A 25,433-nucleotide genomic window follows, 5' to 3' on the forward strand; every position below is an offset into this window, starting at 1 on the left:
TATCTTCTCCTTGGGATGGCGCGGTTCGATCAGTCACCGTACTGCCCGGCGTCCTGCCCTGTGCCGCTGTGAATCGAGCTGCCGAGATTCTTCCAGCCGCTCCCTGCGGTGTAGATCAGGTTCGGCGGCTTGTCGTGGTCCGCGCCGATCAAATGGCCGTCCTTGTTCCAGGCGATGTAGGACATCTCGATCTTGTAGGGCACGTTCCGGCTGCCCGCGTAGTGTGGGGTCACCTGGTAGAGCACGGTGTTCCCGCTATCGACCTGATTCTTCACCTTGTCCTCGAAGGTCAGCATGCTGTCCATGGGGCCAGGGTTGGAGCCGCTCGGCTTCTTCTTCCCAACGTAGGAGTTGGCGTCGCTGCCGCAGGTGACCAGGTTGGCAAGGTTGGTGCCCGATCCGGACAGCTGGGCCCCTAGCACGTGGCAGGCGTTTACATCGCGGGTATTCCCGCCCCAGTAGCCCACCTGCTTCCGGGCCCAGTCGTAGCCAGCGGGCTTGATGCCATTCTTCACGTCCGTGCTGCTGCCCTTATGCGAACTCAGGTAGGCGCTGTCCAGGCAGGCCGTGATACCAGTGGCTCGCCCACCGTTGCCGACATCCACCGGACCAATGTCGACCCAGCCCACGCCGTCGCGCTGGCAGCTCTGGCCTCGACGCTTGTCTTCTCCCCCCGGATCGCCGGGGCGCGGGCCGGGAATCGGCTTGGGCTCCGACTCAGTGAGGAGGTCGATCGCGGCGTCGGTGCCGGCGACGATGCCGGCGCCGACGGCGGTTGCGGTGCCCACGACGACCGGAGCGCCTTCGACGACCACGCTGGAGACGACGGCGGTACCGATGGTGACGATGGTGTCGGTGAAGAAGTCGATCGGGTCGGGGTTGGCGTGCGGGCGGTCGTTGTCGTTGATCGGGCGGGTATCCGTTGGCGGCTTGGGCCGGGGCAGGGTGGGGCCGGGGGGCGTGTGCGGGCTGGGGCGCCGGTGGGGCGGTGCCGGCTTGGGGTGCGCTCCGCCACCTGAACCGCCTCCGCGGCTGATTCGCCCGAGTTCGATGGTCGCTGTGATTCCCCTGTTGAGTTCACTCGTTGATGTCGGCGCGGGCGCCTGCCTAAAACCGGAGCCTCCGCAGTCAGTCGTCCACCAGTATTTGTCGCAGTTGATCTGCGGCTTGACGGGAGCCTGAGGATCATCGGAAAATCCGCCGCGGAAATCCTCATCTATGTGGTTTTCCCTGATGAGTTCACAATCAAGAACCAGGCCGATCCAGGGAAGAACTCTACCGCCGTGGCAGACGGTGTAGTGCCCCGATGGGTCCGTCGAGTCGACCGGGTCACCGTTGCCGTAGGTGAACCGGTTCCCCTGGGCGGACGGGTTGGTGCCCAGCTGCCAGGAGTCGCGGGAGGCGAAGGTGCCGCTGCCCGGGCGGTACCAGCGGGCGGCCATGTTGACGTCGCCGGAGGCGGGGTCGGTCCAGCCGCTCTGGTAGCCGAGCGAGTTGGTGGCCCCGGCGCTCGCCGTGGGCTTGCCGAAGGGGTCGTAGGCGGTGGAGCCGGTGACGCCCTTCGCGGCCGGGTCGATGGTGGCGACCACATCGGTGTGCTGGTCGCTGATCACCAGGCGTGGGCTGGGTGTTGCGCCCGCCGCCGTGCCGAGGAGTCTGCCGCCGGGGGTGCGGGTGTAGCTGGCGGTGCCGTCCGTGACCACGTTGTTGGATCCGCCGTCGTAGGTGAAGGCGGTGTTCCCGCGCTGGGCGACGCGGTCGGTCGAGTCGTAGGTGTAGGTGGACGGCCCCTCCTTGGCCATCCGGTCGAAGCCGTCGAACTGGACATCCTTGGGCTGGGAGCCCTGGGCAGTGCTGCCGGTGAGGGTGCCGCGCGCCGAGTAGGTGTATGTGGTGGTGCCGTCGTTGAGCAGCTCGTTGCGTTCGTCGAACGTCGACGTGGCGCCGCCAGCCGATGTCCGGTTTCCGGCCGCGTCCCAGGTGTATGCAGCGGCGCTGGTACCGCTGTTCCAGGAGGTGAGCCGACCGGCCAGGTCGTAGCCGTACTGGTTGGTGGCGGCCCCGGCGGTGCCGGTGGTGGTCTTGCTGGTCATCCGGTTGTTGAGGTCGTAGCCGTAGCCGATGGAGGCGACGGTGGCGCCGCTCGGGTTCTTGACGGTGTCGTCGCGCAGGCGGCCGAGGTTGTCGTAGCCGTAGCTGCGGGTGCCGCCGCCGGTGCCGTAGCGCTCGGTAGCGAGGCGGCCGGCTGCATCGTAGTCGTAGCCAACCGTGGTGCCGGTCAACGGGTCCGTCGTGCTCGCGAGTTGGCCGGCCGCGTTGTAGCCGAAGGAGGTGCTCCCCGCCGCGTCCTTGCGGGCGGTCATCCGGCTGTCGCCGTTGTAGCTGTAGCTGCTGGAGCCGCCGGGGCCGGCGGAGGTGAGCAGCTGGTTCCGGTCGTTGTAGGTGTAGGTGTCGGGGGTGGTACTCGGGGTGCCGACGGATATGAGACGCCCGGCCGCGTCGTAGCCGAGGGTCCGGTTCGGCGTTGCCGCCTCGGCGCCCGTGGCGGTCTCCTGGGTCAGGTTGCCCATGCCGTCGTAGCTGCGGCGGCGGACCACTCCGCCCGGTTCCGTGAGGGTGACGGCGCGCCCGGCGGCATCGTAGCTGGTGGTGAACAGGCCTTCGGCTGCCGTCGGGTGGGCCGTGGTCGGCGGTTCGACGGTGGACTCGGGGAGGCCGAGGGTGTTGTAGGTGTAGTAGACCGGGGTGTTCTTGCCGTTGGTCCAGCGGGTCCTTCGCCCGCCGGTGTCGTAGCCGTTGGTCGTGGTGATCGTCTGCCCGGCGGCGACCGGCTCGACCTGCTGGACCAGCTGTCCAGCCGGGTCGTAGCTGAACTTCCGCGCGTGCGCGGCAATGTCGGCACTGCTCGCCACCTTGTCGGTGGCGCTGAGGACGTTCCCCTCCAGGTCGTAGGTGGCGTACTGGCCGGCCACGGTGGCACCCGAGGTGTCCAGGTCGGCCGTGTTCAGTGTCCGCCCGAGCCGGTCGTAGCCGGTGGTGGTCGCAGTGCCGTCGGCCCTGGTCACCCGGCTGGTCCGTCCGAGCCCGTCGTAGGCGGAACGGACGGTGACACCGGCCGGGTCGGTGGCGCTGAGCACCTGGCCGACGGCGTTGTACGCCGCCTTGCTGGTGGCGCCACCCGGCAGCGTGGAGGTGAGCTGGTTGCCAGCGTCGTCCCAGGTGAACGTACTGGTGTAGGCGGCTGCGGCCGGGTAGCGCTCCAACTCGGTGCTGGTGATGCGCCGGCCGAGGTCGTCGTAGGTGGCCTGGCCGACCGCGCCCGTGGGACCGGTGGTGGCAAGCAGTTCGCCGTCGAGGTCGTAGGAGTTGGTGACGGTCGGGGCGGTGATACCACCGGTCGGCGGCAGGGTGCTCTGCACCACGTTGCCAAACTGGTCATACCGGGTGGTGCGGGTCAGTTTGAGACCGGTCGGGTCGATGACGCTCGTGACAGGGCGACCGAGCGCGTCGTACTCGACGGTGGAGGCTGGAGTGACCGTAATGCCGGACTGCGGGTCGGTGTAGGCGGCGCCGGCCACGGCGACCCGGTTGCCGTTCAGGTCGTAGGTGTAGGTGACGGTGTTGCCCACCGCGTCGACCTGGGAGGTCAGCTGGCCGAAGGTGTCGTAACCCGTCCGGCCGATCGGCCGAACCTGCTGCGGCTTGCTGCCGCGACTGGTCGGATCGTAGGCCTCGGCACTGATCAGCGGGCCGGTGGTGACGGTGGGCCGGCCGGCCTCGTCGTAGCCGGTGCTGCTGGTGTACGGGGCGGGATCGGCGCCGACCGCGTTGCCGTTCGGACTGACGGTGCTGGTGCGCAGGCCGCGGCCGTTGTAGCCGTACGCCACCACCGAGTCCGCGGGCTGGTTGCGGGCGGTCTGCTTGAGTACGTTCCCGGTGACGTCGTAGGCGTAGTCGGTCTCGGCGGAGGCCGATGTGTCAGCGCCGCCGGTGCTGACCACGGTCGTCGGGCGGTCGGCCACGTCATAGGTGTACGTGGTGGTGCGGTTGAGGCCGCCGGGGTCGACGGCCGTACGGGTGACGCGGCCGGCCGCGTCATAGGTGGTGGAGGTGGTGGTCTTGCCGCCACCGGTCACCTGTTGGGTGAGGCGGCCTGCGTCGTCGTAGGTGTTCTGCTGGAGCACCACGTTGCGCAGCGAGCCGTCGGTGTTGTGGTAGCCGTCCAGGTCGACCTCGGCGGCGGTGTTGTCGTCGTTGTAGTAGGTGTGGGTGGTCCGCCCCATGGCGTCGGTGTCGGTGGCAGGGCGGCCGGCCGGGTCGTAGGCGCGCGAGCCGAGGACCTGCCAGCGCGGTGCGGTCGGGGTTGCGCTGCTGCCGGTGTAGTTGCTCACGGCAGTCTGTTGCAGCTGCCCCATTGGCGAATGGCTGTAGCTGTAGGTGGTGCCGGCCGCGTCGGTGCGGGTGGCGACGTTGCCGTAGCGGTCGTAGGTGTACGAGGTGACGTGACCGCCAGGATCCTTGACCTGCTTCACCCCGCTGGTGTCGGGCTCGTACGTCCAGGTGGTGGTGCGCGACAGGTCGCCACCGGTGGTGTCGGCGATGGCCTGGCTGACCTGGTTGCCGTCGACGTCGTAGGCGGTGGTGGTCTTTCGGGTGTGCTTGGTGCCGGTGACGGCGTCGGTGGTGTACGGGTCGGTGCGGGTGACCTGGTTGCCCTGGCCGTCCCAGGTGTAGCCGGTCTCCAGCACCCGGGGTGCGGCGGCGGTGCCGCCCGGGCAGTCGTCACAGCTGTACGACTGGATGATGGTGCGACCAAGGTTGTCGTAGCCGTAGGTGACCTTGGGTCGCAGTGGCGAGGCCATGGCTGCGACGTCGCCGTTGCTCCGATAGGTGTACGTGGTCTGCTGGTCTGCGGGGATCTTGCTCGGGTCCGGGTAGGCCGCCGCGTCGAGCAGCCCGGTTCGCGCCTGCACCAACCCGACCGGAACCGCTCCGCCGCCCTGGGCCTGGGTGCCTGCGTCGGTGCGCACGGTGTAGCTGACCCGGCCCTTGGGGAAGTCGGGCGTGGCCGGGACGGTGGTGGAGGTCAGCTGACCGTTGGCGTCGTAGGCGTACCGCGTGGTGTACGTGGTGTCGCCGGGGCCCGAGGACCGGCCGTCGCTGGAGGTCAGGATCTTGTCGTTGGCCGGGTTGAACGGGTTCCCGGTGTCCAGGTAGTACGTGGCGTAGCTGGTCTGGCAGCTCCCGGCGCCGCGGCAGGTGGTCCGGGAGACCGTGTTGCCGCGGGCGTCGTGCCCGGTGGTGATGGTGTGTCCGTTCGGGTCGGTGACGGCGTAGAGGTACCCGGCGGTGTCGTAGCTGTAGCGGGTGGTGTTGCCGTAACCGTCGCTGCGGGAGAGCAGCTGGGAGGAGCGGGTGTCGTACTGGTAGGTCAGGTTGTAGCCGGTCGGGTCCGTGACGATGGCGGTGGTGACCGGGGTGGCGGTACCACCGTCGCCCATGGCCTTGTAGTGGGCGGTGACGGTGTCCGCGTCGAGTCGGCTCGTGTAGTAGGAGGCTTCCGAGATGCTGCCGTTGAAGTGGTCGGCTCCACCCCCGGGCCAGCCCCAGCCGGTGGTGGTGCCGGCACCGAGGTAGACGTACGGCGTGCCGTTGAAGGTGATCTTGCGCCCGGTCGTGTCGGAGGCACTGGCGCGGCCGTCGATGTAGATGGTCTGGCCGCTGTCGTCGGCGGCGAGGACCACCTGGTGCCATGCGCCGTCGTTGACCGTTCGGTCGGAGGTCATGACGGCGCCCGAGCCCATCCAGAACTCACCGTGGATGCGGCCGTCCGAACCGACGTACAGTGCCGGGTTCCAGGTGTTCCCGAGCGGAGACCCGACGGGGAAGTCCTGGTAGCTGTACAGCGGTCCGCCGGTGGTGGTCTTGAACCACAGCTCGACACTGGCTGGACCCCGGACGGGAGCGGCGTCGGACGGGAGCTGGATCTGCGAGGTGGTGCCGTTGAACACGGCCGACCTCTGGTTGAGGTCGCTGGAGGGGCCGTTGCCGTTCAGCAGGACGTCGGTCAGGTTGCCGCTGTTGACGTCGGGGCGGGCGGCGCCGAGCTGGCTCGCGGCGTACCCGGAACCGGACGGATCGTTGAGGCGCCAGTAGCCGATGGCACCGTCCTGGACCATCTTGGCGCGGTAGGCGCCCGCCGCGTCCAGACCGCCGACCGTGGCGGCGGAGACCGCCCGGTTGTAGTGGCCCGAAACGGTGTCCTTGGTGAGCCGGTACTGGAAGATCGAGAAGTCGGCGATGGCGCCGCTGAAGTAACTCGCTTGGCCCGTGGGAGGGTTTGGCCAGCCGCCGGTCCAGCCCGCGCCGAGGTAGGCGTACGCCGAGCCGTTGTAGGTGATGGGCAGCGCGGTGGTGTTGGTCGCGGTGGGGGCGCCGTCCAGATAGAGGGTCTGACCGGAGCCGTCACCGGTCAGGGCGACGTGGTGCCAGGCGCCGTCGGTGACGGTGGAGGCCGAGACCAGGGCGTTGTCGGCCGAACCGGTCCACAGCGCGCCGTAGAGCTTCTTGTCCGAGCCGATGTAGAGCGCCGGGTTCCAGTGGTCGGTCGGGCCGTTCGGCTTCCCGTCGATCGGGAAGGACTGGTAGCTGTACAGCGCTCCGGGGGCCGTGGTCTTGAACCAAAGCTCGACGGTGGCTGCACCCCAGTGCTTGGGAGCGGTGTTGGGGGGCAGTTGGACGTATGCGTTGGTGCCGTTGAAGCCGGTGGCTGTGGAGGTGCCCGAGGCCCAGGGGCCGGGCTGGCAGCAGGTGGTGTTGTGGTAGCTGCCACGGTTCTGGGCGAGCGCGGCCGAGGAGATCAGCTCGGTGGCCTGGTTTCCGGTGGTGTCGTCCATGCGCCAGTAGCCGGTGGGGTGGGCGTCGACGACGGCCGCGTCGTACTGGACGGCGCCATTGGTGGTGGCCAGCTGGTAGAGGTTGGCGACCGTCGCGCTGTCCATGCCGTGGGGGAACGCGGCAACGTTCGAGATCTGGCCCTTGAAGTGGCCGGAGTCGTCGCCCGGGGCGGCGGGCCAGCCGAGGGAGACGGCGCCGGCGCCGACGAAGACGTGCTCGACACCGTTGGGGGTGATGGTGCCGTCCAGCGGTCCGGCGCTCTGTGCGCCGTCCACGTAGAGCCGTTGGGAGGTGGGGCTGTCGGCGGAAAGCATGGCGAAGTGCCACTTGTCGTCGTTCACGGTGGCGGCGCTGGCCATGGTGCGGGAGGCGTCGCCGGTCCACAGCTGTGCATGGACCTTCCCGTCGGTGCCGACGTACAGGGCCGGGTTCCATTTCAGGCCCCATTGGGCGTGTGGGGCGTTGACGGGGAAGGACTGGTAGCTGAGCAGGACACCGGCGCTGCGGGTCTTGAACCACACCCCGAGTGCGCCTGGGCCGGACTGGGGTGCGTACGAGGCCGGCAGCTCGGCCCAGGAGGTGCTGCCGTTGAAGGAGGCCGATCCGGTGGAGCCTGTCATCGGTCCGGCGGCACCTAGCGCGACGTCGGAGTAGGTGCCGTTGTTGGGGGTCGGCCGCGGTGTGTAGATCTGGTTCGCGGCCTGCACGCCGGCGCCGTCGGACAGCCGCCAGTAGTCGGTCGGCCGGGGGCCCATGACCGCGCCCCGGTACTTCTGGGAGGAACCGGTCACGGTGGGGGCGTTGAGCTTCCAGGTGCCGCCGTTCTCATCGGTGACCTGGGAGGCGCGGTCCTTGGCGGTGTCGTAGGTGACCGCGAGCCGGGTCTTGCCGGAGGGGAGCTTCAGCCCGGACAGCTCGACCGAGGGCTGGCTGCCGGCCTGCCACAGGGCCTGGACGGTCGGGGCGCCGAGGGTCCGGTTGTAGAACGCCACATCGCTGATGCTGCCGGTGAAGTAGCTGGCCCGGCCGGTGAAGTCGTCGAAGGGGCTGTCCTGCCACCAGGCGCTGGTGAAGCCGCCGCCGATGGCCCCTGCGCGCTGTCCCGGTGCGAGGACCGGGCCTGCCAGCGTGCCCTGGGCCTGGCCGTCGAGGTACAGCGTCTGGGAGACGCCGGAGGCCGACAGCATCGCGAAGTGCCACTGGCCGTCGTTGACCACCTTGGACGACTGCATGGGGTTGGAGGAGCCGGCCCAGAACTTGCCGTGGAGCCTTCCGGAGCTGCCGACGTAGAGCGCTGGGGTGTAGTCGCCTGCCGTGGTGCCGCTTCCGGGGAAGTTCTCCGTCTGGTAGCTGAAGAGCACACCCGAGCCCGTGGTCTTGAACCAGAGCCCGACCGAGGTGTAGGAGGACGTGGACAGTTCGGTCTGGGGCAGCGTCACATAGCCGGTGCTTCCGTCGAACGTCGCCGCCGTCGCGGACGCGGACGCGGCCGGCCCGGGCGTACCCAGGGTCACGCCGCTGGAGGAATAGGTCGCGTTGTCGTTGCCCTGGTTCTCGATCACCTCACTGGCCGCGGTGTTCCCGGAGGACTCGCCGAGGCGCCAGTACGAGACGGGGGCGGAGTCGAGGACGGCCGAGCGCAGGTGCGAGCCCGGGGTGTACGAGTAGGCGGTGCAGGACCGGGCGGTGTTCCCGCCGGTCGCCGGTGCGCAGACCTGGTCCAGCTCGTCGGGGTTGCTGGTGTTGTATGTGTACGTCCAGGCCTGGGCGGTGTTCCAGTCCGTTCCGGTGGCCGGATCGGTGTACACCTTCACGACGTGCCGGTTGCCGGCCGTCCACTCGAAGTGCAGCACCCGACCCGAGGAGGTGTCCTTCACCGCCGTCAGGACACCGTTGCCGTAGCTCAGCTCCTGGGTTCGACCGAGCGCGTCGCGCACCAGGGACAGCGCGAAGCCGTCGCCCGAAGCGGCATGGAACTCGTAGCGGGTGCCGTCTTTGGCCATCAGGTCGAAGCCGGCGGCGGCCTTGCTGAGCGACTGGAACTCACCCGGTGGCGGCGTGTACAGGGCGCCCTTGTTCGGATCGGCCCCGAAGCGGGCGGCACGGCCGCTGGCGGTGGTGAGGACGACCGAGTCGGTGCCGTCGTTGTCGGGCTGGACCCGCATGTCGAAGTTGGAGGTCCAGCCGCTGCCGAACAGCGTCGAGGTGCGCGGGTCCAGGGAGTTGTACGAGCGGTTGACAGTCAGAGCCGGTCCGATGCTCTTGACGTCCGCGTCGGTCGCCGACGTGGTGTAGTTGCCGACCTTGGCGTCGAAGGGGCGTCCGGCTCCGTCGCCGACGGCACCGCCCAGGTGGGAGGTGATCACCGGCTGCTGGACCTGGGTGGAGAAGGAGACCATGCCGGACAGCGGGCTCGCGCCGATGTGGTCTCCGACCATGACGTTCCACAGGTAGCTGGTGCTCCAGGCGAGCTTGCCGGGCGGCACGGCCCACGAGGCGCTGGGCTGCCAACCCGACTCGGCGACGAGCTGCGGATCGCCCGAGGCAGGGTTGGTGTAGACCTTGAAGTAGTAGTCCAGGCCCGTGCCGGGATAGTTGTCCGGGTCGTGGCCGGTGGCGTAGAGCTGCGGCGTGAGGCTGCCGACCACCGTGTCGTTGAGCGGCGCCAGCATGTCCAGCTGGGGCGAGGTGTTGACCCCGGACACGGTCGTGCAGTTGCCGAAGGGTATCGAGTAGGAGTCGTGCAGGGACGTGGTCCCGCCGACGTATCCGTCCCAGCAGAGGTAGTAGGAGCGTCCGAGCGGCAGCGGTGGGATCACCCCGTTGACGGTCACGGATTCATAGGTCTTGACCAGCCCGGAGACGCCGGTGGGCGGAGCGTTGAACCACTGCTCGTTCCAGTTCGAGTCGAAGAAGCGGGCCTTGACCTGCATGCTCTGCCAGTTCCACCAGTTGGCCGCCATGTTCGTCAGGGTGACCTGCTGGTAGCCGGGAGTGTTGTAGGTCGGCGGCATGTAGCTGCCGGCCGGCGCGTAGGTCGCGGCCCAGTCGCTGTAGACGATCGACAGGTACGGCGGGTAGGCGCTGTTGGCGCTCGAGAACTTCTTCCAGTCGTACGAGTTGGTGGTGCTGGCCGTCAGCGCGAGGCCGTAGTTGGCACCGCCGCGGGCCCAGCTCTCGACCAGCTGGACGCCGGCGTCGTTGTGGCTGCTGCCGAGGTCGATGGCCTCCCACTTCGCACCGCCACAGGTGTCGCCCGCGGAGAAGCTCGCGGTGCCCAGCTGCTGACCGATCGACACGCCGGGGTAGCTGTTGATCGTCGCCGCGTCCCACCCGCTCGTGATCTGGTTCACGTACACCGGATGCGGCGAGCACTCGTAGGAGTGCGTGTTGTTCAGATTGAGGGTGACGGCGTGCAGGTAGTCGTTCGACAACGCATTGGCCACGCCCGGGAAGTAGAGGTAGCTGTTCAGCTTCGAGGCGCCGCCGTCGGAGGTGCCGATCCGCAGCAGCGGATCGGTCGAGAAGTTCGCCTTCTGGTCGGAACGGACGAAGGTCGACTGGCCGACGCCGATGCTCGAGGTCGAGGGATCCACGGTGATGGGGAAGACGCGCTTGGGGTCGTGCAGCCAGGCCGCGTCCAGGTCCATCTGCAGGGCGGGAACGCCGTTCTGGTCGATCAGACGGTAGCTGACACCGTCGCTGACCACACCGTCGCCGGATGCCGGGTCGACCTTCGAGTCCATCATGAAGCCGCGTGGAATCGTCAGACGTACCGCGCCGGCGGCGTCCTTGAACTGCACCTCGCCGGCTGACCCGATCGCCGGGGTCAACCCGGTGACGTGCAGTGGGAAGACCCAGCTGGTCGGGGCGGTCGCGTCGTGCAGGAGCAGAGATTCCTTGATGCCCTGGGCGAGGCCGTTGTAGACGACATCGCTTGCGGGGCGCGCGAGCGAGTAGGTCAGGGTGTCGCCCTGGACGACGCCGCGGACCGGGGCCGCGTCCTGCAAGCCGTAGGAGACCACGTGCCCCGCGTCCAGGGACCAGCTCACGAGCGACGGGTCGTCGGACTTGACCGCGAAACTGGCCTGCTGGCTGTTGGCCTGCTCGACCCAACGGCCTGCGCGGTCCAGCGTGAAGTTGGTGTTGATGTCGTCCCAGCTGCCGTCGGCCTTCTGGTAGTGCACGGGGCGGGGGTAGACGCGCAGGGTCTTGGTGCCGTCCGGATTCTGGTACACCGAGGTGCTGTCGGTCCGGGCACCGGTGACCTCGGCCCCCTCAGTGGGAAGGCCCGGGGAGCCGGTACCGGTGGCGGCGTCGTTGTGGGCCTGTAGGTCCTTCTCCGAGGGCGATGCCGACTTGGCAGTGGGGTGCTTCGCCCCCTTTCCGTCCTTGGTGTCGTCCTGTGGCGAGGCGGCGGCCTTCGGCTGCGCCGTACCGCCGGACTGAGGACTGCCGGATCCGGCGTCGCCGGGGTGGTGTTCCAAGGACGGCGGCGGGGTGACGGCCTCACCCTTCAGCGGGGTCCGGGGCCGCCCGTCGCCCGAGGGATGCGGGGTGGTGTCACCCGGCATCGCCTTGGCCTCGGGCAATTCACCCGGGCCCGGCTGGTGCACGGACTTCCCGGGGGCGCTTCCGTCCTTCTTGGTCTGTGACGACGGAACGGTGTGGCTTCCCTGAGTCGGGTCGCCGCTGACCTGTTGCGGAGTGCTCGGTGTGACGGTCGGTGTCGGGGCGTTGGCAGCGGTGAACGCGCTCGCCTCCTGGGTGCCGACCGTCAGCAGGACGAGCAGAGAAGTGATGAACGCAAGCGAGCGGCGCACGGCTAGTCCCCCACAGACGCAGACGAAGCGGCCGACCCTCCCCAGGTGCCGGTCCGTGTCTTTCCTATCTGGTGTCAGCCCTCCTGACACAGAGCAAAATTGGCAGGACCATGACCGTTACGTGCCACGCTTTCCCATAATTTCCAGACATGATCTTAAGAATTTTTTCATGTTCTTTACCAAGGGAAAGAAACTCCTGGGTGAGACTTGACCATCCCCGCTGGGCGCCGTCGCACACCGCGGCCGAACGCCAGGAGTAGCCCGCCATGAAGTTCCCCGCCAACCCTCACCTGCGCTGGCTGCTCGGACTCACCTCGGCAGCGGCCGTGGCCGCCATCACGGTCCTGCTCGCTCTCGGAACGGACGACGACGAGAACAGCCACCCGGCTCCGGTCATCCCTTCCAACATCGCCGGGCGCCACACGGCCTGCCTCACCGGCGACGCCTCCGAGGCCGCTTCACGAAGCGACACCAGCGCCATCTGGACCGCCCTCCAGGAGGCCAGCCAGCAGCATCAGTTGAACGTCCAGCAGTTGCTCGTCCCAGCCCCCACCGCCGACCAGGCGCTGCCCTACCTCGCCGGGCTCGCGGCCCAGCATTGCGACTTGGTCGTCGCCGTCGGCCCCGCCTTCGGACAGGCACTGAACGCCGCCGCCAAGGCCAACCCGCACGCTTCATTCGTCGCGGTGACCGCCGAGGGACTACCTGCACCCGACGGGGTCGATGCGGTCACGGGCAGCGATACCGACAAAGCCGCCGAAATCCGCCGCCGGGCGCTTGCCGTGCCCGCCCCTGGTCACTGATCCCGGGCAGCCGTCTGCGGGCCGGGGAGGGGTGCTGCGTTTCTGCGGCACGACCGGGCGGGGCAGCGGCGCGGGGCGGCGGTCAGTCGTGGGTCAGGGTTCGGGGGCGGATGTCGGGCCAGGTCTGCTCGATGTGGTCGAGGCAGGCCTGCCGACGCGCCGCGCCGAACACCGTCTTCCAGCCCTCGGGCACGGCGGCGAAGGCGGGCCAGAGTGAGTGCTGGCCCTCTCCGTTGACCAGGACCAGGTAGTCGGCGTCGGGGTCGTCGAAGGGATTCGTCACCACGTCGTCCTCTCGTGCTTGGTGAAAACCGGTGAGCTTGCCGGTGCGGTCAGCGGCCGCGCAGTTCCAGGGTGCAGCACTTGACGCTGCCGCCCGCCTTGAGGAGTTCGGTGAGGTCCACGCCGATCGGCTCGAAGCCGCGTCGGCGCAGTTCACCGATCAGGTGGGTGGCCGACTCGGGGAGCAGGACGTGGCGGCCGTCGGAGAGCGCGTTGAGGCCGAAGACGGCGGCGTCCTCGGCGGTCGCCTGGATGGCGTCCGGGAACAGTTCGCGCAGTACCGCCCGGCTGCCGGGGGTGAAGGCCTCCGGGTAGTACATGATCTCGTCGTCGGAGAGGACGGCGAGCGCCGTGTCCAGGTGGTAGAACTCCGGGTCGACCAGGGTCAGGCTGGTCACCGGGACGCCGAAGAACTCCTGGGCCTCGGCGTGCGACCTCGGGTCGGTGCGGAAGCCCGTGCCGGCCAGCAGCCGACGGCCGGCCAGCAGGTAGTCGCCCTCGCCCTCGTTGATGTGCTCGGGCCACAGCAGTTCGGACCAGCCCTGCTCGCGGAACCAGGACAGGTAGGCCGGGCCCTCGGCCGTGCGCTCGGCGTGGCGGAAGCGCGCGCCCAGGACCTTCCCGTCGACCACGGTCGCGCCGTTGGCCGCGAAGACCATGTCGGGCAGTCCGGGCAGCGGGTCGATCTCCTCGACGGTGTGGCCGAGTTCGCGGTAGAGGTCGCGCAGCCTGGTCCACTGGGCGAGCGCGAGTGCGCCGTCGACCGGCTTCTCCGGGTGCATCCAGGGGTTGATGGAGTAGCTGACGCCGAAGTGGCTGGGCCGGCACATCAGAAAACGGCGCTGGCTTGCGACGCGGGCTGTCATCGGGGTGGTTCTCCTCGGTCTGCGTGCTGCGTGCTGTGTGCTGCGTGGTGCGTGGTGTTCGTGTTGCTCCGGAGGTCCGGGAAGGTCCGGGAGCCGTTCAGTCGACGAGCCGGCGGCGCATCCCGCGGACGGCCAGGAACCAGGCGAGGACGGCGAATGCGGCCAGGACGGCCCCGTGCAGGGCGTCGCCCGCCCCGAGCGTCCCGAAGGCGGCGTGGCGCACCAGCTGCGTGCAGTGGTAGATCGGGTTGACGGCCGCCACCCCCTGGACCCAGTCGGGCAGCCCGTCCAGCGGGAAGAACACGCCCGCGGCCATCACCAGCGGTGTGAGCACGCCGGACACCACGAGCCGCAGCCAGTCGATCGCCGGCACCAGGCAGGACACCCACATGCCGAGCAGGGCGAAGGCGAAGCCGGAGACCAGCGCCACCAGCGGCACCAGCAGCAGCTCCGGCCCCGGCGGCAGGCCGATGGCGAGGCAGACCAGCAGCGGCGCGGTGCCGTAGACGGAGGACTTGACGGCGATCCAGGACGCCTCGGCCGTGACCAGTTCCCAGACGTCGACGGGCTGGCACAGGACGGCGTCGTAGATCTTCTGGTACTTGCGGCGGTTGAAGCTCTCGAACATCCCGGCGAAGGCCGAGGCGAAGAGCACCGAGGTGACCACCATGCCGACGCCGACGAACTGCGGGTACGGGTGCCCCTGGACCGAGTCGATCAGCCGGCTGAAGCCGATGCCGAACCCGGTCATGTAGACCAGCGGTTCGATCAGCGAGCCGAAGGTGATGGCGGGCCAGTAGCGGCGGAAGAGCAGCAGTTCGCGCAGCCACACCGCCCGCATGGTCGGCCACAGGGCGGGCGGGAGGCCTGGGGCGGGACCGGTCTGGGCCTCGGTGCGGGGCATGGGCGTCGCCGTGGTCATCGGGTGTCCTCTCTGTGGGGGCGAGCAGGCGGGCGGGCAGGCGGGCGGTGGGCCAGGGGGCGAGGGAGCGGCCGGCCCGGGCTCAGCCGAACAGCTCTCCGGTCAGCGCGACGAACACGTCCTCCAGGGAGGTCGGGCGCAGCACGTCCGGCGGTCCGAGACGCTCGCGCAGCTGCGCGGAGATCGTCTCGGCGCGCAGGACGGAGACCGCCGGCCCGGTCCGCCGGCTGGGCAGTCCGGCCCGGGCGGCCTCGGCCTCGACGAGTTCGCGCCGGGCCGCGTCGCCCCGGTACTCGGCGGCCTGCGCGCCCGCGTGCGCGCGCAGCAGTTCGGCGGGGGTGCCCCGGGCGATCACCCGGCCGCCGGTCACCACGGCCACCTCGTCGGCGAGCCGTTCCGCCTCTTCGATGTAGTGGGTCGACATGACCACCGTGGTGCCGCTCTCGCGCATCCCGTCGATGACGTCCCACAGGTCCTGCCGGATCTGCGGGTCCAGGCCCACGGTGGGCTCGTCCATGAGCAGCAGCCGCGGGTTGTTGACGATGCCCCGGGCCAGTAGGACCCGTCGGCGCATGCCGCCGGAGAGCGCGTCGGCGCGGGTGTTCGCGCGGTCGGTCAGCCGGACGGCGGCCAGCGCCTGGTCGACCGCCTCACGGTAGCGCTCGCGCGGCAGGGCCGTGAACCGGACGAAGACGTCGAGATTCTGGCGCACCGTCAGTTCGGGGTCGATGTTGTCGTGCTGCGGGACGACACCGACCAGGGAGCGGGCGCGGCGGGAGTCCTCCGGCATCCGGTGCCCGAACACCTCCACGGTGCCCGCGTCCGCGCGGGTCTGCCCGGTGAGCATCCGCATGGTGGTGGACTTGCCCGCGCCGTTGGGCCCGAGCAGGCCCAGGAACATGCCGGGCGGCACTTCCAGGTCCAGGCCGCCCACCGCGGTGGTGGCACCGAACGTCTTGACCGCGCCGCTGATTCGGACGGCAGGAGTGTCCACGCGGGCGCTCCTTTCGGGGAGTCGGGGAAGGCAGGAGAAGCGCAGGGGATGTGCAGGGGATGTGCAGGGGAAGACGAGGGGAAGGCGGAGGAAGTCGGGCGAAGCCAGGGGAAGTTCGGCGTCGGGGAAGGTACAAGGGAAGTCGGGGAATGTCACCGCCCGGTGCGCCGAAATCCTCGCTCCCCGGGGGCCGGGCCCGCGCGATCATCTAACCGCAGAATCGACTTGTCAGGAACCTGCTTTCGGGGGTTCCCCTGTCCATGACCAGGTGTTAGGTTGCTCGAAGATCAATGCCGCCGGGACGCACTATGTCGGCCCATCCGGGGGGAAATTCGGCTCCATCGCCCGTAGTTCGCGACCGTAGCGTCGGTGTGCGACGGGTGCCGATCACGTATTCCTCCTTCGGTCGTCACCCGCGGCACCACCGCCCCTTCACACACCTGACCGAGGAGATGTGGATGCAGTCCGACGGACCGCTCACCGCGAACGTCCGCCTGCGGGCCGCGGTAGCCGAGGACGCCGGTGTCGTCACCGAGGTCTTCCTGGCCTCCCGCACCGCGACCATGCCGTACCTGCCCCGTCTGCACAGTGACGAGGCCACCCTGAGCTGGATCACCCACGTCGTGCTCCCGGACACCCGGGTGTGGCTGGCCGAGGACGCCGGGACCGGGGCCGTGCTGGGCTTCGCCTCGCTCGACGGCAACCTGCTCGACCACCTCTACCTGCGCCCCGAGGTGCGCCGCCGCGGCATCGGGACGGTGCTGCTGGAGGCCGTCAAGTCGGCCAGCCCGCAGGAGCTCTCGCTGCACGTCTTCCAGAAGAACACCGAGGCGCGCGCCTTCTACGAGCGGCACGGCTTCGTCGTGGTGGACACCAACGACGGCAGCCGCAACGAGGAGAACGAGCCGGACATGACCTACCGCTGGACCGCGTGACTCCCGCCCGCACAGCGCGGTAGCCGGTAGCCCCCCCGCCGAGGGACGTCGGCGGGCCCCCGCGGCCCCGGAGCCCACAAGGACCCCCGGAGGCCACCACGGCCGGGGGCCCGCGACGGCCCCGGGACCCCCGGCGGCCCGCACACCACCACGGTCCGTGAATCACCACGGCCCGCAGATCACCACGGCCCGCTCATCACCACGGCGGGGCTCACCGCGGCCTGAACTCACCACGGCCGCGGCCCCCGACGGCCCCGGGGCCCACGACGCCCCGCGACTCACCGTGGCCGCAACTCACCACGGCTCACCACGGCCGGGGCCCACAACGGCCAAGAGCCACCGGAAACCACCGTCCGGCCCGCCCGACCCACCCGGCCGGCGGGGCGGTTCCACCTGGAGGGATGCCCCGTGCTGGGCGAACACAGCCTGCCCGCGGAGACACCGCTGTCGTACGCACAGTTGGCGCTCTGGTTCAACGACCGCCTCCAAGGCGGCGACGCCTCGTACAACGTCCCGGTGGCGCTGCGGCTGACCGGCCCGGTCGACCACGAGGCGCTGCGGTGCGCCCTCGCCGACGTGGTGGAGCGGCACGCGGCCCTGCGTACCGTCTTCCCCGAGCGCGACGGCGTGCCGCGCCAGCACGTGCTGGCGATGGCCGAGCTGCCGCCGGTCCTCACCGTGGTGCCCGTCACCGAGGAGGAGCTGCCCGCCCTGATCGAGGCCGGGGCCGGGCACGTCTTCGACCTGGAGGCCGAGGCCCCGCTGCGGGTGCACCTGTTCGTGCTCGGCCCGCAGCAGCACGTGGTGCTCATGGTGCTGCACCACATCGCCGGCGACGGCTGGTCGCTGGCCCCGCTGGCCCGCGACCTGAGCACCGCCTACCTGGCCCGCGGCCAGGGCCGGGCGCCCGTCTGGTCCCCGCTGCCCGGCACGTACGCCGAGTACGCCGTGCGCCAGCACGCGAACCTCGGTGACCTGGACGACCCGCAGGGCCAGGGCGGGCGGCAACTCGCCTACTGGCGCCAGGCGTTGGCGGGCCTGCCGGACTTCCTGGAGCTGCCCACCGACCACCCCCGCCCCGCCGCGATGTCGCACCGGGGCGAGTACTTCCCGTGGGACCTCCCGGCCGAGCTGCACCGCGAGCTGCTGGCGCTGTCCCGCTCCTGCCGGGTCAGCATGTTCATGGTGCTCCAGGCGGCGCTGGCGACGGTGCTGACCCGGTCGGGGGCCGGTACGGACATCCCGATCGCCAGCCCGATCGCGGGCCGCACCGACGAGCGCTACGACGACGTGGTCGGCTACTTCGTCAACCCGCTGGTCCTGCGCCTGGACACCTCCGGTGACCCGACCTTCCGCGAGCTGCTCAAGCGGGTGCGCCGCACCGACCTCCAGGGCTTCGCCCACCAGGAGTTCCCGTTCGAGCGGCTGATCACCGCGCTCAACCCGCACCGCTCGCTGGGCTGGCACCCGCTGTTCCAGGTGATGCTGGCCTTCCAGAACACCCCCGAGGCCTCCCTCGCGCTGCCCGGCATCGAGACCGAGATCGCCGAGGCGGGCCCGGGCGGAGCGAAGTTCGACCTGTCCTTCAACATGCGCGAGGTGCACGACGCCGACGGCGCCCCGGCCGGGCTCGGCTGCTTCGTCGAGTACAGCACCGACCTGTTCACCCGCGCGGGCGCCGAGGCCCTGACCGCCCGGCTCGGCCGGCTGCTCGCCGCGGCCGCCGCCGACCCGGACCAGCGGATCGGCGAGTACGACCTGCTCGGCGCCGAGGAGCGGCTCGACCTGTTCGAGCGCGCCCACGGGCCCGCCCTGCCCTTCCCCGCGGTGCCGCACGACGACGCCCCCGCGGTGCCGCACGACGGTGCCGCCACGATGACGCACGACGGCGCCCTCACCGCGACCCAGCACGGCGCCCCCGCGGTGACGTACCACGGCGCCTTCGAGGAGCGCGCCGCCCTGGAGAGCGAGGTCACGGCCCTCGTCGCCGAGGACGGCCGGTTCACCTTCGCCGAGGTCAACGAGCGCGCCAACCGGCTCGCCCGGGAGCTCGTGCGGCGCGGGGCCGGCCCCGAGCGCTACGTCGTCCTGGCGCTGCCGCGCACCACCGACCTGCTGATCGCGCTGCTCGCCGTCCTCAAGTCGGGCGCCGCCTACATACCGGTCAGCCCCGCCATGCCGCGCGAGCGGCTGGCCGGCATCCTCGCCGACGCCGCCCCGGTCTGCGTGCTCGCCACGGCCGCCGACGCCGGCCGGCTGCCGGACGGCGCGCCCGTCCTGGTGCTGGACGAGCCCGGGGCGCGGGCCGCCGTCGCCGCCCACCCCGGCGGGAACCTGACGGACGCCGACCGCACCGGCCCCACCGGCCCGGACGACCCGGCCTACGTCATCCACACCTCCGGCTCGACCGGCGTGCCCAAGGGCGTGGTGATCCCGCACGGCGGCCTCAGCAGCCTGATGCACCACCACCGCACCCGCATGGTCCGCCCGTCCGGCGGCCCGCAGGGCCGGCGGCTCCAGCTCGGCCTGGTCGCCTCGATCACCTTCGACACCGCCTGGGAGCCGCTGTTCTGGCTGCTGGAGGGCCACCCGCTGCACCTGCTGAGCGACGAGGTCCGGCTCGACCCGCAGGCCCTGGTCGGCTACGTCCGCCGGGAGCGCCTCGACTTCCTGGACCTCACCCCGACGTACGTCCCGGCGCTCACCGCCGCCGGCCTCTTCGCCGAGGGCCACCACCGCCCGGCCGTGCTGATGCTGGGCGGCGAGGCCGTCGGGCCGGCGCTGTGGACCGAACTCTCCGCCCTGCCGGACGTCGCGGTGTTCAACTACTACGGCCCGACCGAGTGCACCGTCGACGCGCTCGCCTGCTCCCTGGCGGACAGCCGCACCCCCGTCATCGGCCGCCCGCTCGACAACACCCGGGCGTACCTGCTGGACGACCTGCTGCGCCCCGTCCCGCTCGGCGTGCCCGGCGAGCTCTACCTGTCCGGGCCGCACCTGGCCCGCGGCTACCTGCGCCGCCCCGCCCTGACCGCCGAGCGCTTCGTCGCCGACCCGTACGGCCCGCCCGGCGCCCGGATGTACCGCACCGGCGACCTCGCCCGGATGCGCCGCGACGGCCAGGTGGAGTACCTCGGCCGGGCCGACGGGCAGATCAAGATCCGCGGCTTCCGGATCGAGCCCGGCGAGATCGAGGCGGTGCTGCTGCGCCACCCCGCGATCGTGCAGGCCGCCGTCCTGGCCCGGGGCGCCGGCGCCGAGGAGCGCCACCTCGCCGCCTACCTGGTGACCGAGGACGGGAACGCCCCCGACCTCGCCGAGGTGCGCGAGCTGCTGGCCGGGCAGCTGCCCGACTACATGATCCCGGCGGCCTACGCCGTCCTGGCCCGTCTCCCGCTCAACTCCAGCGGGAAGCTGGACGGTTCCGCTCTTCCCGAGCCCGAGCTGCGGGCCGCCACCGGCCGCTCCCGGGCCCCCCGGGACGCCCGCGAGGCCGCGCTGTGCGCGCTGCTCGCCGAGGTCCTCGGCGTGGCCGAGGTCGGCCCCGACGACGACTTCTTCGCGCTCGGCGGCCACTCCCTGCTCGCCACCCGGCTGGTCAGCCGGGTGCGCACCGCCCTGGGGGCCGAACTGCCCATCCGGGCGGTTTTCGAGAGCCCGACGGCCGCCGGGCTCGCCCGCGCGGTGGACGCCGGGCGATGTCGCCCGGCGCTGACCGCCGCCGCACGCCCCGAGCGGATCCCGCTCTCGCACGCCCAGCGCCGGCTCTGGTTCCTCCAGCAGCTGGACCCGCACAGCGACGCGTACCACATCCCGCTGGCCCTGCGCCTGACCGGCGCCCTGGACCGGGACGCCCTCGCCGCCGCGCTGCACGACTGCGCCGCGCGCCACGAGGCCCTGCGCACCGTCTTCCCGCTCCCCCGCGGCGCGGACGCGGCTCCCCACCAGCGGATCCTCGCCCCGGAGCAACTCCCGCCGCTGCTACGGCACTCCGGCACCGCCACGGTGACCGAGGAGGGCCTGGCCGAGGCCCTGCGCACCGCCGCCGCCCAGCCCTTCGACCTCGCGTCGGAGCCGCCGCTGCGCGCCCACCTCTTCGCCCTCGCCCCCGAGCGGCACGTCCTGCTGCTGACGGTCCACCACATCGCCTGCGACGGCTGGTCGATGGGCCCGCTCGCCCGCGACCTGGGCGCCGCCTACCAGGCCCGGACGGCCGGCCGGGCCCCCGAGTGGACCGCCCTGCCCGTCCAGTACGCCGACTACACCCAGTGGCAGCTCACCCTGCTCGGGGACGACGAGGACCCGGGCAGCACCGCCGCCCGGCAGTGGCAGTACTGGAGCGGGGCGCTGGCCGGCCTGCCCGAGGAGATCGCGCTGCCGGTGGACCGGCGGCGCACCGCCGAGACCGGCCAGGAGGCCGGCCGGGTGCCGCTGCGGCTGAGCGGCGCGGACCACCGCGCCCTGGCGGAGCTCGCCCGGGCCGACGGCGCCAGCCTCTTCATGGCCGTCCAGGCCGGTCTGGCGGCGCTGCTCACCCGCCTCGGCGCGGGCACCGACCTGCCGATCGGCACCCCGATCGCCGGGCGCACCGACGAGGCCCTGGACGACCTGGTCGGCTTCTTCGTCAACACGCTGGTGCTGCGCACCGACACCGACGGGGACCCGGGCTTCCGGGAGCTGCTGCGCCGCGTCAAGGACGCCGACCTCGCCGCCTACGCCCACCAGGACCTGCCGTTCGAACGGATCGTCGAGCTGGTCAACCCGGAGCGCTCCCCCGGCCGCCACCCGCTCTTCCAGGTCGCCCTGGTGATGGAGCAGGCGGGCGCCGCCGTGGAGATCCCCGGCCTCGACAGCGAGTTGCTCACCGCCGGCCCGGCGCCGGCCAAGTTCGACCTCACCGTCACCCTGGGCACGCCCGCCGGCCCGGACGACGAGCTGACCGGCGCCGTCGAGTACCGCGCCGACCTGTTCGACCGGGCCACGGTCGAGGCGATCGCCGGCTACCTGACGCGGCTGCTCGGCGCGGCCGCGGCCGACCCCGAGCGGCCGATCTCCCGGCTCGAACTGTCCGCCGAGGGCGAGCGGCCTCGGCTGCTGGAGCGCTCCGCCGGCGAGCGGCGGGAGCTGGCGCCGACCACGCTGGCCGCCCTGGTGTCGGCAGGGCTCGCCGCGCCGTCCGACACCCCCGCCCTGGTGTTCGAGGGCCGGGAACTCGGCCCGGCCGAGCTGGACCGCCGGATCGACGCGCTGGCCCGCCGGCTCGCCGCGGTCGGCGTCCGCCCGGGCAGCCGGGTCGCGGTGGCCGTGCCCCGCTCGGTGGAGCTCGTGGTGGCGCTGTGCGCCGTCCACCGCGCCGGCGGCGCCTACCTGCCGCTGGACCCGGACTACCCGGCCGACCGGCTCGCGTACATGCTGGCGGACGCCCGCCCGGCCGCGGTGATCGCCGCCCCGGAGCAGGCCGCCGCGCTGCGCCCCGCCGAGGGCGTGCCGTGCCTGTCACCGGAGGACCTGCCGGCGCCCGAGGGCGTCACGCCGACCGCCCCCGGCCCCGGGGACCCGGCCTACGTGATCTACACCTCGGGCTCGACCGGGCGGCCGAAGGGCGTGCTCGTCCCGCACCACGCCATCGCCAACCGGCTGCGCTGGGGCCAGGAGGAGTACCGGCTCGGCGCCCGGGACGGCGTGCTGCAGAAGACCTCGGCCAGCTTCGACATCTCGCTGTGGGAGTTCTTCTGGCCGCTGATCACCGGCGCCACCCTGGTGCTGGCGAAGCCCGACGGGCACCGCGACCCGGCCTACCTGGCGGAGCTGATCCAGCGCGAGGGCGTGAGCGTCGCCCAGTTCGTGCCGTCCATGCTGGACGTCTTCCTCCAGCACCCGCGGGCCGCCGAGTGCACCGGGCTGCGCCTGGTCGTGGCCAGCGGCGAGGCGCTGCCCGCGGCCACCGTGCGCCGGTTCCGGCAGGTGCTCCCGGGCGTCCGGCTGGACAACCTCTACGGGCCCACCGAGGCCACCGTGGAGGTGACGGCCTGGGAGTGCGGCCCGGCGGACGAGCAGGCGCACCCGGTGCCGATCGGGCGGCCGGTCTGGAACTCCGGCGGCTACGTCCTGGACACCGCCCTCAACCCCGTCCCGCCGGGCGTGCCGGGCGAGTTCTACCTGACCGGCGAGCAGCTCGCGTACGGCTACCTCGGCCGCTCGGCGCTCACCGCCGAGCGCTTCGTCGCGGACCCGCACGGCGCGCCGGGCACCCGGATGTACCGCACGGGCGACCTGGCCCGCCACCGCCCCGACGGCGTGGTGGAGTACCTGGGCCGGGTGGACAGCCAGGTGAAGCTGCGCGGCCACCGGATCGAGCTCGGCGAGATCGAGACCCGGCTCGGCGAGCACCCGGCGGTCACGGCCTGCGCCGTCGCCGTGCGCGAGGACCGGGCCGGCGCCGTACGGCTGGTCGCGTACGTGGTGCCGGACGGCGCCGCGCAGCCGCCCACGGCCGCCGCGCTGCGCGCCCACCTGCGCGGCCACCTGCCCGACCACATGGTGCCCACCGCCTACGTGCTGCTCGGCGCGCTCCCGGTGACGGCCAACGGCAAGCTGGACCGCCGGGCGCTGCCCGAGCCGCAGACCCACGTCGAGAGCCGGGCCCGGGAGCCGCGCACGCCGGCCGAACGCACGCTGGTCGCGGTCTTCGCCGAGCTGCTGGGCGTGCCCGCGGTCGGCCCGGAGGACGACTTCTTCCTGCTCGGCGGCCACTCGCTGCTGCTGATCCGGCTGGTCGAGCGCATCCACGCGGAGTTCGGCGTCGACCTGCCCGTGAAGACGCTGTTCGAGGCGCCGACCCCGGCCGCGCTGGCGCAGCGGCTGACCGGGCAGCGGCCCGGGCGCGCCGACGCCCCCTTCGAACCGCTGCTGGCGCTGCGGGCCGCGGGCGGCCGGGCACCGCTGTTCTGCGTCCATCCGGTGACGGGCGACGGCCTCGGCTTCATCGGCCTGCTGCGCGGGCTCGACCCGGACCAGCCGGTCTACGCCTTCCAGGGCATCGGCCCGGTCGGCGGCGGGGAGCGGCCGGCCGACGTGGACGGCCTGGCGCGGGAGTACCTGGCGCGGATGCGCGCCGTCCAGCCGCACGGCCCCTACCGGGTGCTCGGCTGGTCCTTCGGCGGGCTGGTCGCGCACCAGATCGGCGTGCTGCTGCGCGAGCAGGGCGAGCAGGTCGACCTGGTCGCGCTGCTGGACAGCCATCCGGCGCCGCCGGACGCCGGGGAGGTCACCGACACCGCCGTGCTGGCCGAGCTGCTGACGGCGACGGGCGCGCCCGCCGCCGAGGTGGCGGCCGTCCTGGCGCAGCAGTGGCGGCCCAAGCCCTCGGAGCTCCTCGACCGGCTGGCCGTGGCGCTGCGCGAGGCCGCGCCGCGCGACGAGGACGAGCTGGCGGTGTTCCTCGACTCCTGCCGCTACCACGCCGGGCTGATGGCGGCGTGGACCCCGGGGGTGCTCGACGCGCCGCTGACCACCTTCACCGCGACCGGCGACCACCGGCCGCAGCAGACGGTGGCCGTCTGGTCGGCCCACGCCACCGGGCCGGTGGCCGACCACCCGCTCGCCGCCCGGCACCTGGACCTCGCCGACGCCGGGCCGATCGACGAGATCGCCCGGGTCGTCGCCGCCGTCCTGCGACGGGCCGACGAGGGCCGGCGATGACGGTCCGTCCGGAGCGTTCCGGACGGACCGCCACCCGCCGCCCGGCCCCGTCGTACGGAACCGGGCGGCCGGGGTCAGGCGCCCGGCGCCCGGCCCTCCTGGGGGCCGTCCGCGGTGTCCAGGCACGCCCGGGCCTGCGCCGCGAGCTCCGCGAGCACCTCGGCCCGCTGCTGGTGCAGGAAGAAGTGGTCGCCCGGCAGGATGCGGTGGCGGAAGCCGGCCGCCGTGGTGGACCGCCAGCCGGTGATCCACTCCGGTCCGGCCATCAGGTCGTCGGCGCCGCCGAGCGCCAGCACCGGGCAGGGCAGCACGGTCGGCCGGATCCGGTCGTTGTACTCGCCCAGCAGGGTGACGTCGGCCCGGAGCACCGGCAGGATCATCTGCATCAGGTCGGCGAACTCCAGCACCTCGGCCGGGGTCCCGCCGAGGCCGACGATGCGCTCCAGGAGTTCGTCGTCGGTGAGTCCGTGCAGCCGGGTGACGTCCGGCGTGCCGGGGGCCCGGCCGCCGGAGACCACGAGGGACAGCGGCAGCGGCAGCGCCTCGGCGGCGAGCCGGCGGGTCGTCTCGTAGGCGATCCGGGCGCCCATGCTGTGGCCGAAGAGGATGAACGGTTCGTCCGCCGGGCGGCTCGCCAGCAGGGCGAGCAGGCCGTCGACGACCTCGTCCATGACGGCCGACGGCGGCTCGGCGAGGCGGGTGCCCCGGCCCGCCAGTTCCACCGGAACGATCGTCAGGCCCGGCTGCTCGCCGGACCGGGCCCACGGCAGGTAGGCGCTCGCGGAGCCGCCGGCGTGCGGCAGGCAGTAGACGCGCACGGGCCCGGACCGCCCGTTCGGCGCGGCGTCCCGGTGCCACGGCGTCCATCGGGCCACCTCGTCGTGCTGTACGGCGGACGAACCGGTCATCGCTGCTCCTTTTTCTTCCCCAGTCAATTACGCGAAGCCTGAACAGGCCTCCCGCACGACTTTATGCGGTAATTCACGGGTTGGTCCAGCCCGTATTCCGGCATGCCCCGAGAAGGTCCAACCGGGCGATGCCGCAGCTCAGTTGTGCCCTGAAATAGTTGGTTGGCGCATAAGGATCTTGAGTCTTTCCCGGAACACCGAGCTCTGTTACGGTGCTCCTCGTCCGGGTTTCTTTCGGATATTTCCAGAGTATTTCGATCGGCGAGTTCCGACGACGAGTTCCGAACGCACGACGGGAGAGG

Annotated in this window: 8 protein-coding genes and 1 pseudogene; 3 read left to right on the forward strand and 6 right to left on the reverse strand. The window is 71.6% G+C overall.

What is annotated here, in order from left to right:
• Positions 1-29 precede the first annotated feature (29 nt).
• Positions 30-11,720 (reverse strand): LamG-like jellyroll fold domain-containing protein, encoded by an 11,691-nt coding sequence (locus ACIP37_RS13570; RefSeq protein WP_400806889.1) that lies wholly within the window; start codon positions 11,718-11,720, stop codon positions 30-32.
• A 266-nt stretch (positions 11,721-11,986) separates the two neighbouring features.
• Between ACIP37_RS13570 and ACIP37_RS13575 the strand changes: the two genes are divergently transcribed.
• Positions 11,987-12,523: a hypothetical protein gene (locus ACIP37_RS13575; RefSeq protein ID WP_400806887.1), complete on the forward strand. Its 537-nt coding sequence runs from the start codon at positions 11,987-11,989 to the stop codon at positions 12,521-12,523.
• Positions 12,524-12,605: 82 nt separating this feature from the next.
• Here the strand turns inward: ACIP37_RS13575 and ACIP37_RS13580 are convergent, their stop codons facing one another.
• The 4 genes and pseudogenes from ACIP37_RS13580 to ACIP37_RS13595 all read right to left on the reverse strand — a co-directional run bounded on the left by ACIP37_RS13580 (position 12,606) and on the right by ACIP37_RS13595 (position 15,587).
• Positions 12,606-12,806 carry an MbtH family protein gene (locus ACIP37_RS13580; protein ID WP_363585493.1) on the reverse strand — a complete coding sequence of 67 codons (201 nt, stop codon included), beginning with the start codon at positions 12,804-12,806 and terminating at the stop codon, positions 12,606-12,608.
• Between the two features lie 49 nt (positions 12,807-12,855).
• Positions 12,856-13,722: pseudogene (gene ddaH / locus ACIP37_RS13585) on the reverse strand (dimethylargininase); the annotation flags it as partial.
• Positions 13,723-13,768: 46 nt separating this feature from the next.
• Entirely contained in the window at positions 13,769-14,593 is an 825-nt protein-coding gene (locus tag ACIP37_RS13590; RefSeq protein WP_363624229.1) for an ABC transporter permease, read from the reverse strand.
• Between the two features lie 82 nt (positions 14,594-14,675).
• Entirely contained in the window at positions 14,676-15,587 is a 912-nt protein-coding gene (locus ACIP37_RS13595; RefSeq protein ID WP_363375621.1) for an ABC transporter ATP-binding protein, read from the reverse strand.
• Between the two features lie 458 nt (positions 15,588-16,045).
• Here ACIP37_RS13595 and ACIP37_RS13600 point away from each other — a divergent pair, with 458 nt between their 5' ends.
• Entirely contained in the window at positions 16,046-16,522 is a 477-nt protein-coding gene (locus tag ACIP37_RS13600) for a GNAT family N-acetyltransferase (protein WP_363624225.1), read from the forward strand.
• Positions 16,523-16,930: 408 nt separating this feature from the next.
• Positions 16,931-24,223, forward strand: a complete 7,293-nt coding sequence (locus ACIP37_RS13605) for an amino acid adenylation domain-containing protein (RefSeq protein ID WP_400806883.1) — start codon at positions 16,931-16,933, stop codon at positions 24,221-24,223.
• A 74-nt stretch (positions 24,224-24,297) separates the two neighbouring features.
• On the opposite strand, the gene ACIP37_RS13610 is transcribed toward ACIP37_RS13605, so the two are convergent.
• Positions 24,298-25,131 (reverse strand): alpha/beta fold hydrolase, encoded by an 834-nt coding sequence (locus ACIP37_RS13610; RefSeq protein WP_363585489.1) that lies wholly within the window; start codon positions 25,129-25,131, stop codon positions 24,298-24,300.
• Between the last annotated feature and the right edge of the window lie 302 nt (positions 25,132-25,433).

Source organism: Kitasatospora sp. NPDC088861 (assembly GCF_044750105.1).
Lineage (GTDB): Bacteria > Actinomycetota > Actinomycetes > Streptomycetales > Streptomycetaceae > Kitasatospora.

Bases quoted from the DNA above. Each gene is read 5' to 3' on its own strand.
- ACIP37_RS13575 (WP_400806887.1), top strand. From the start codon at position 11,987: ATGAAGTTCCCCGCCAACCCTCACCTGCGCTGGCTGCTCGGACTCACC.
- ACIP37_RS13590 (WP_363624229.1), bottom strand. From the start codon at position 14,593: ATGACCACGGCGACGCCCATGCCCCGCACCGAGGCCCAGACCGGTCCC.
- ACIP37_RS13600 (WP_363624225.1), top strand. From the start codon at position 16,046: ATGCAGTCCGACGGACCGCTCACCGCGAACGTCCGCCTGCGGGCCGCG.
- ACIP37_RS13610 (WP_363585489.1), bottom strand. From the start codon at position 25,131: ATGACCGGTTCGTCCGCCGTACAGCACGACGAGGTGGCCCGATGGACG.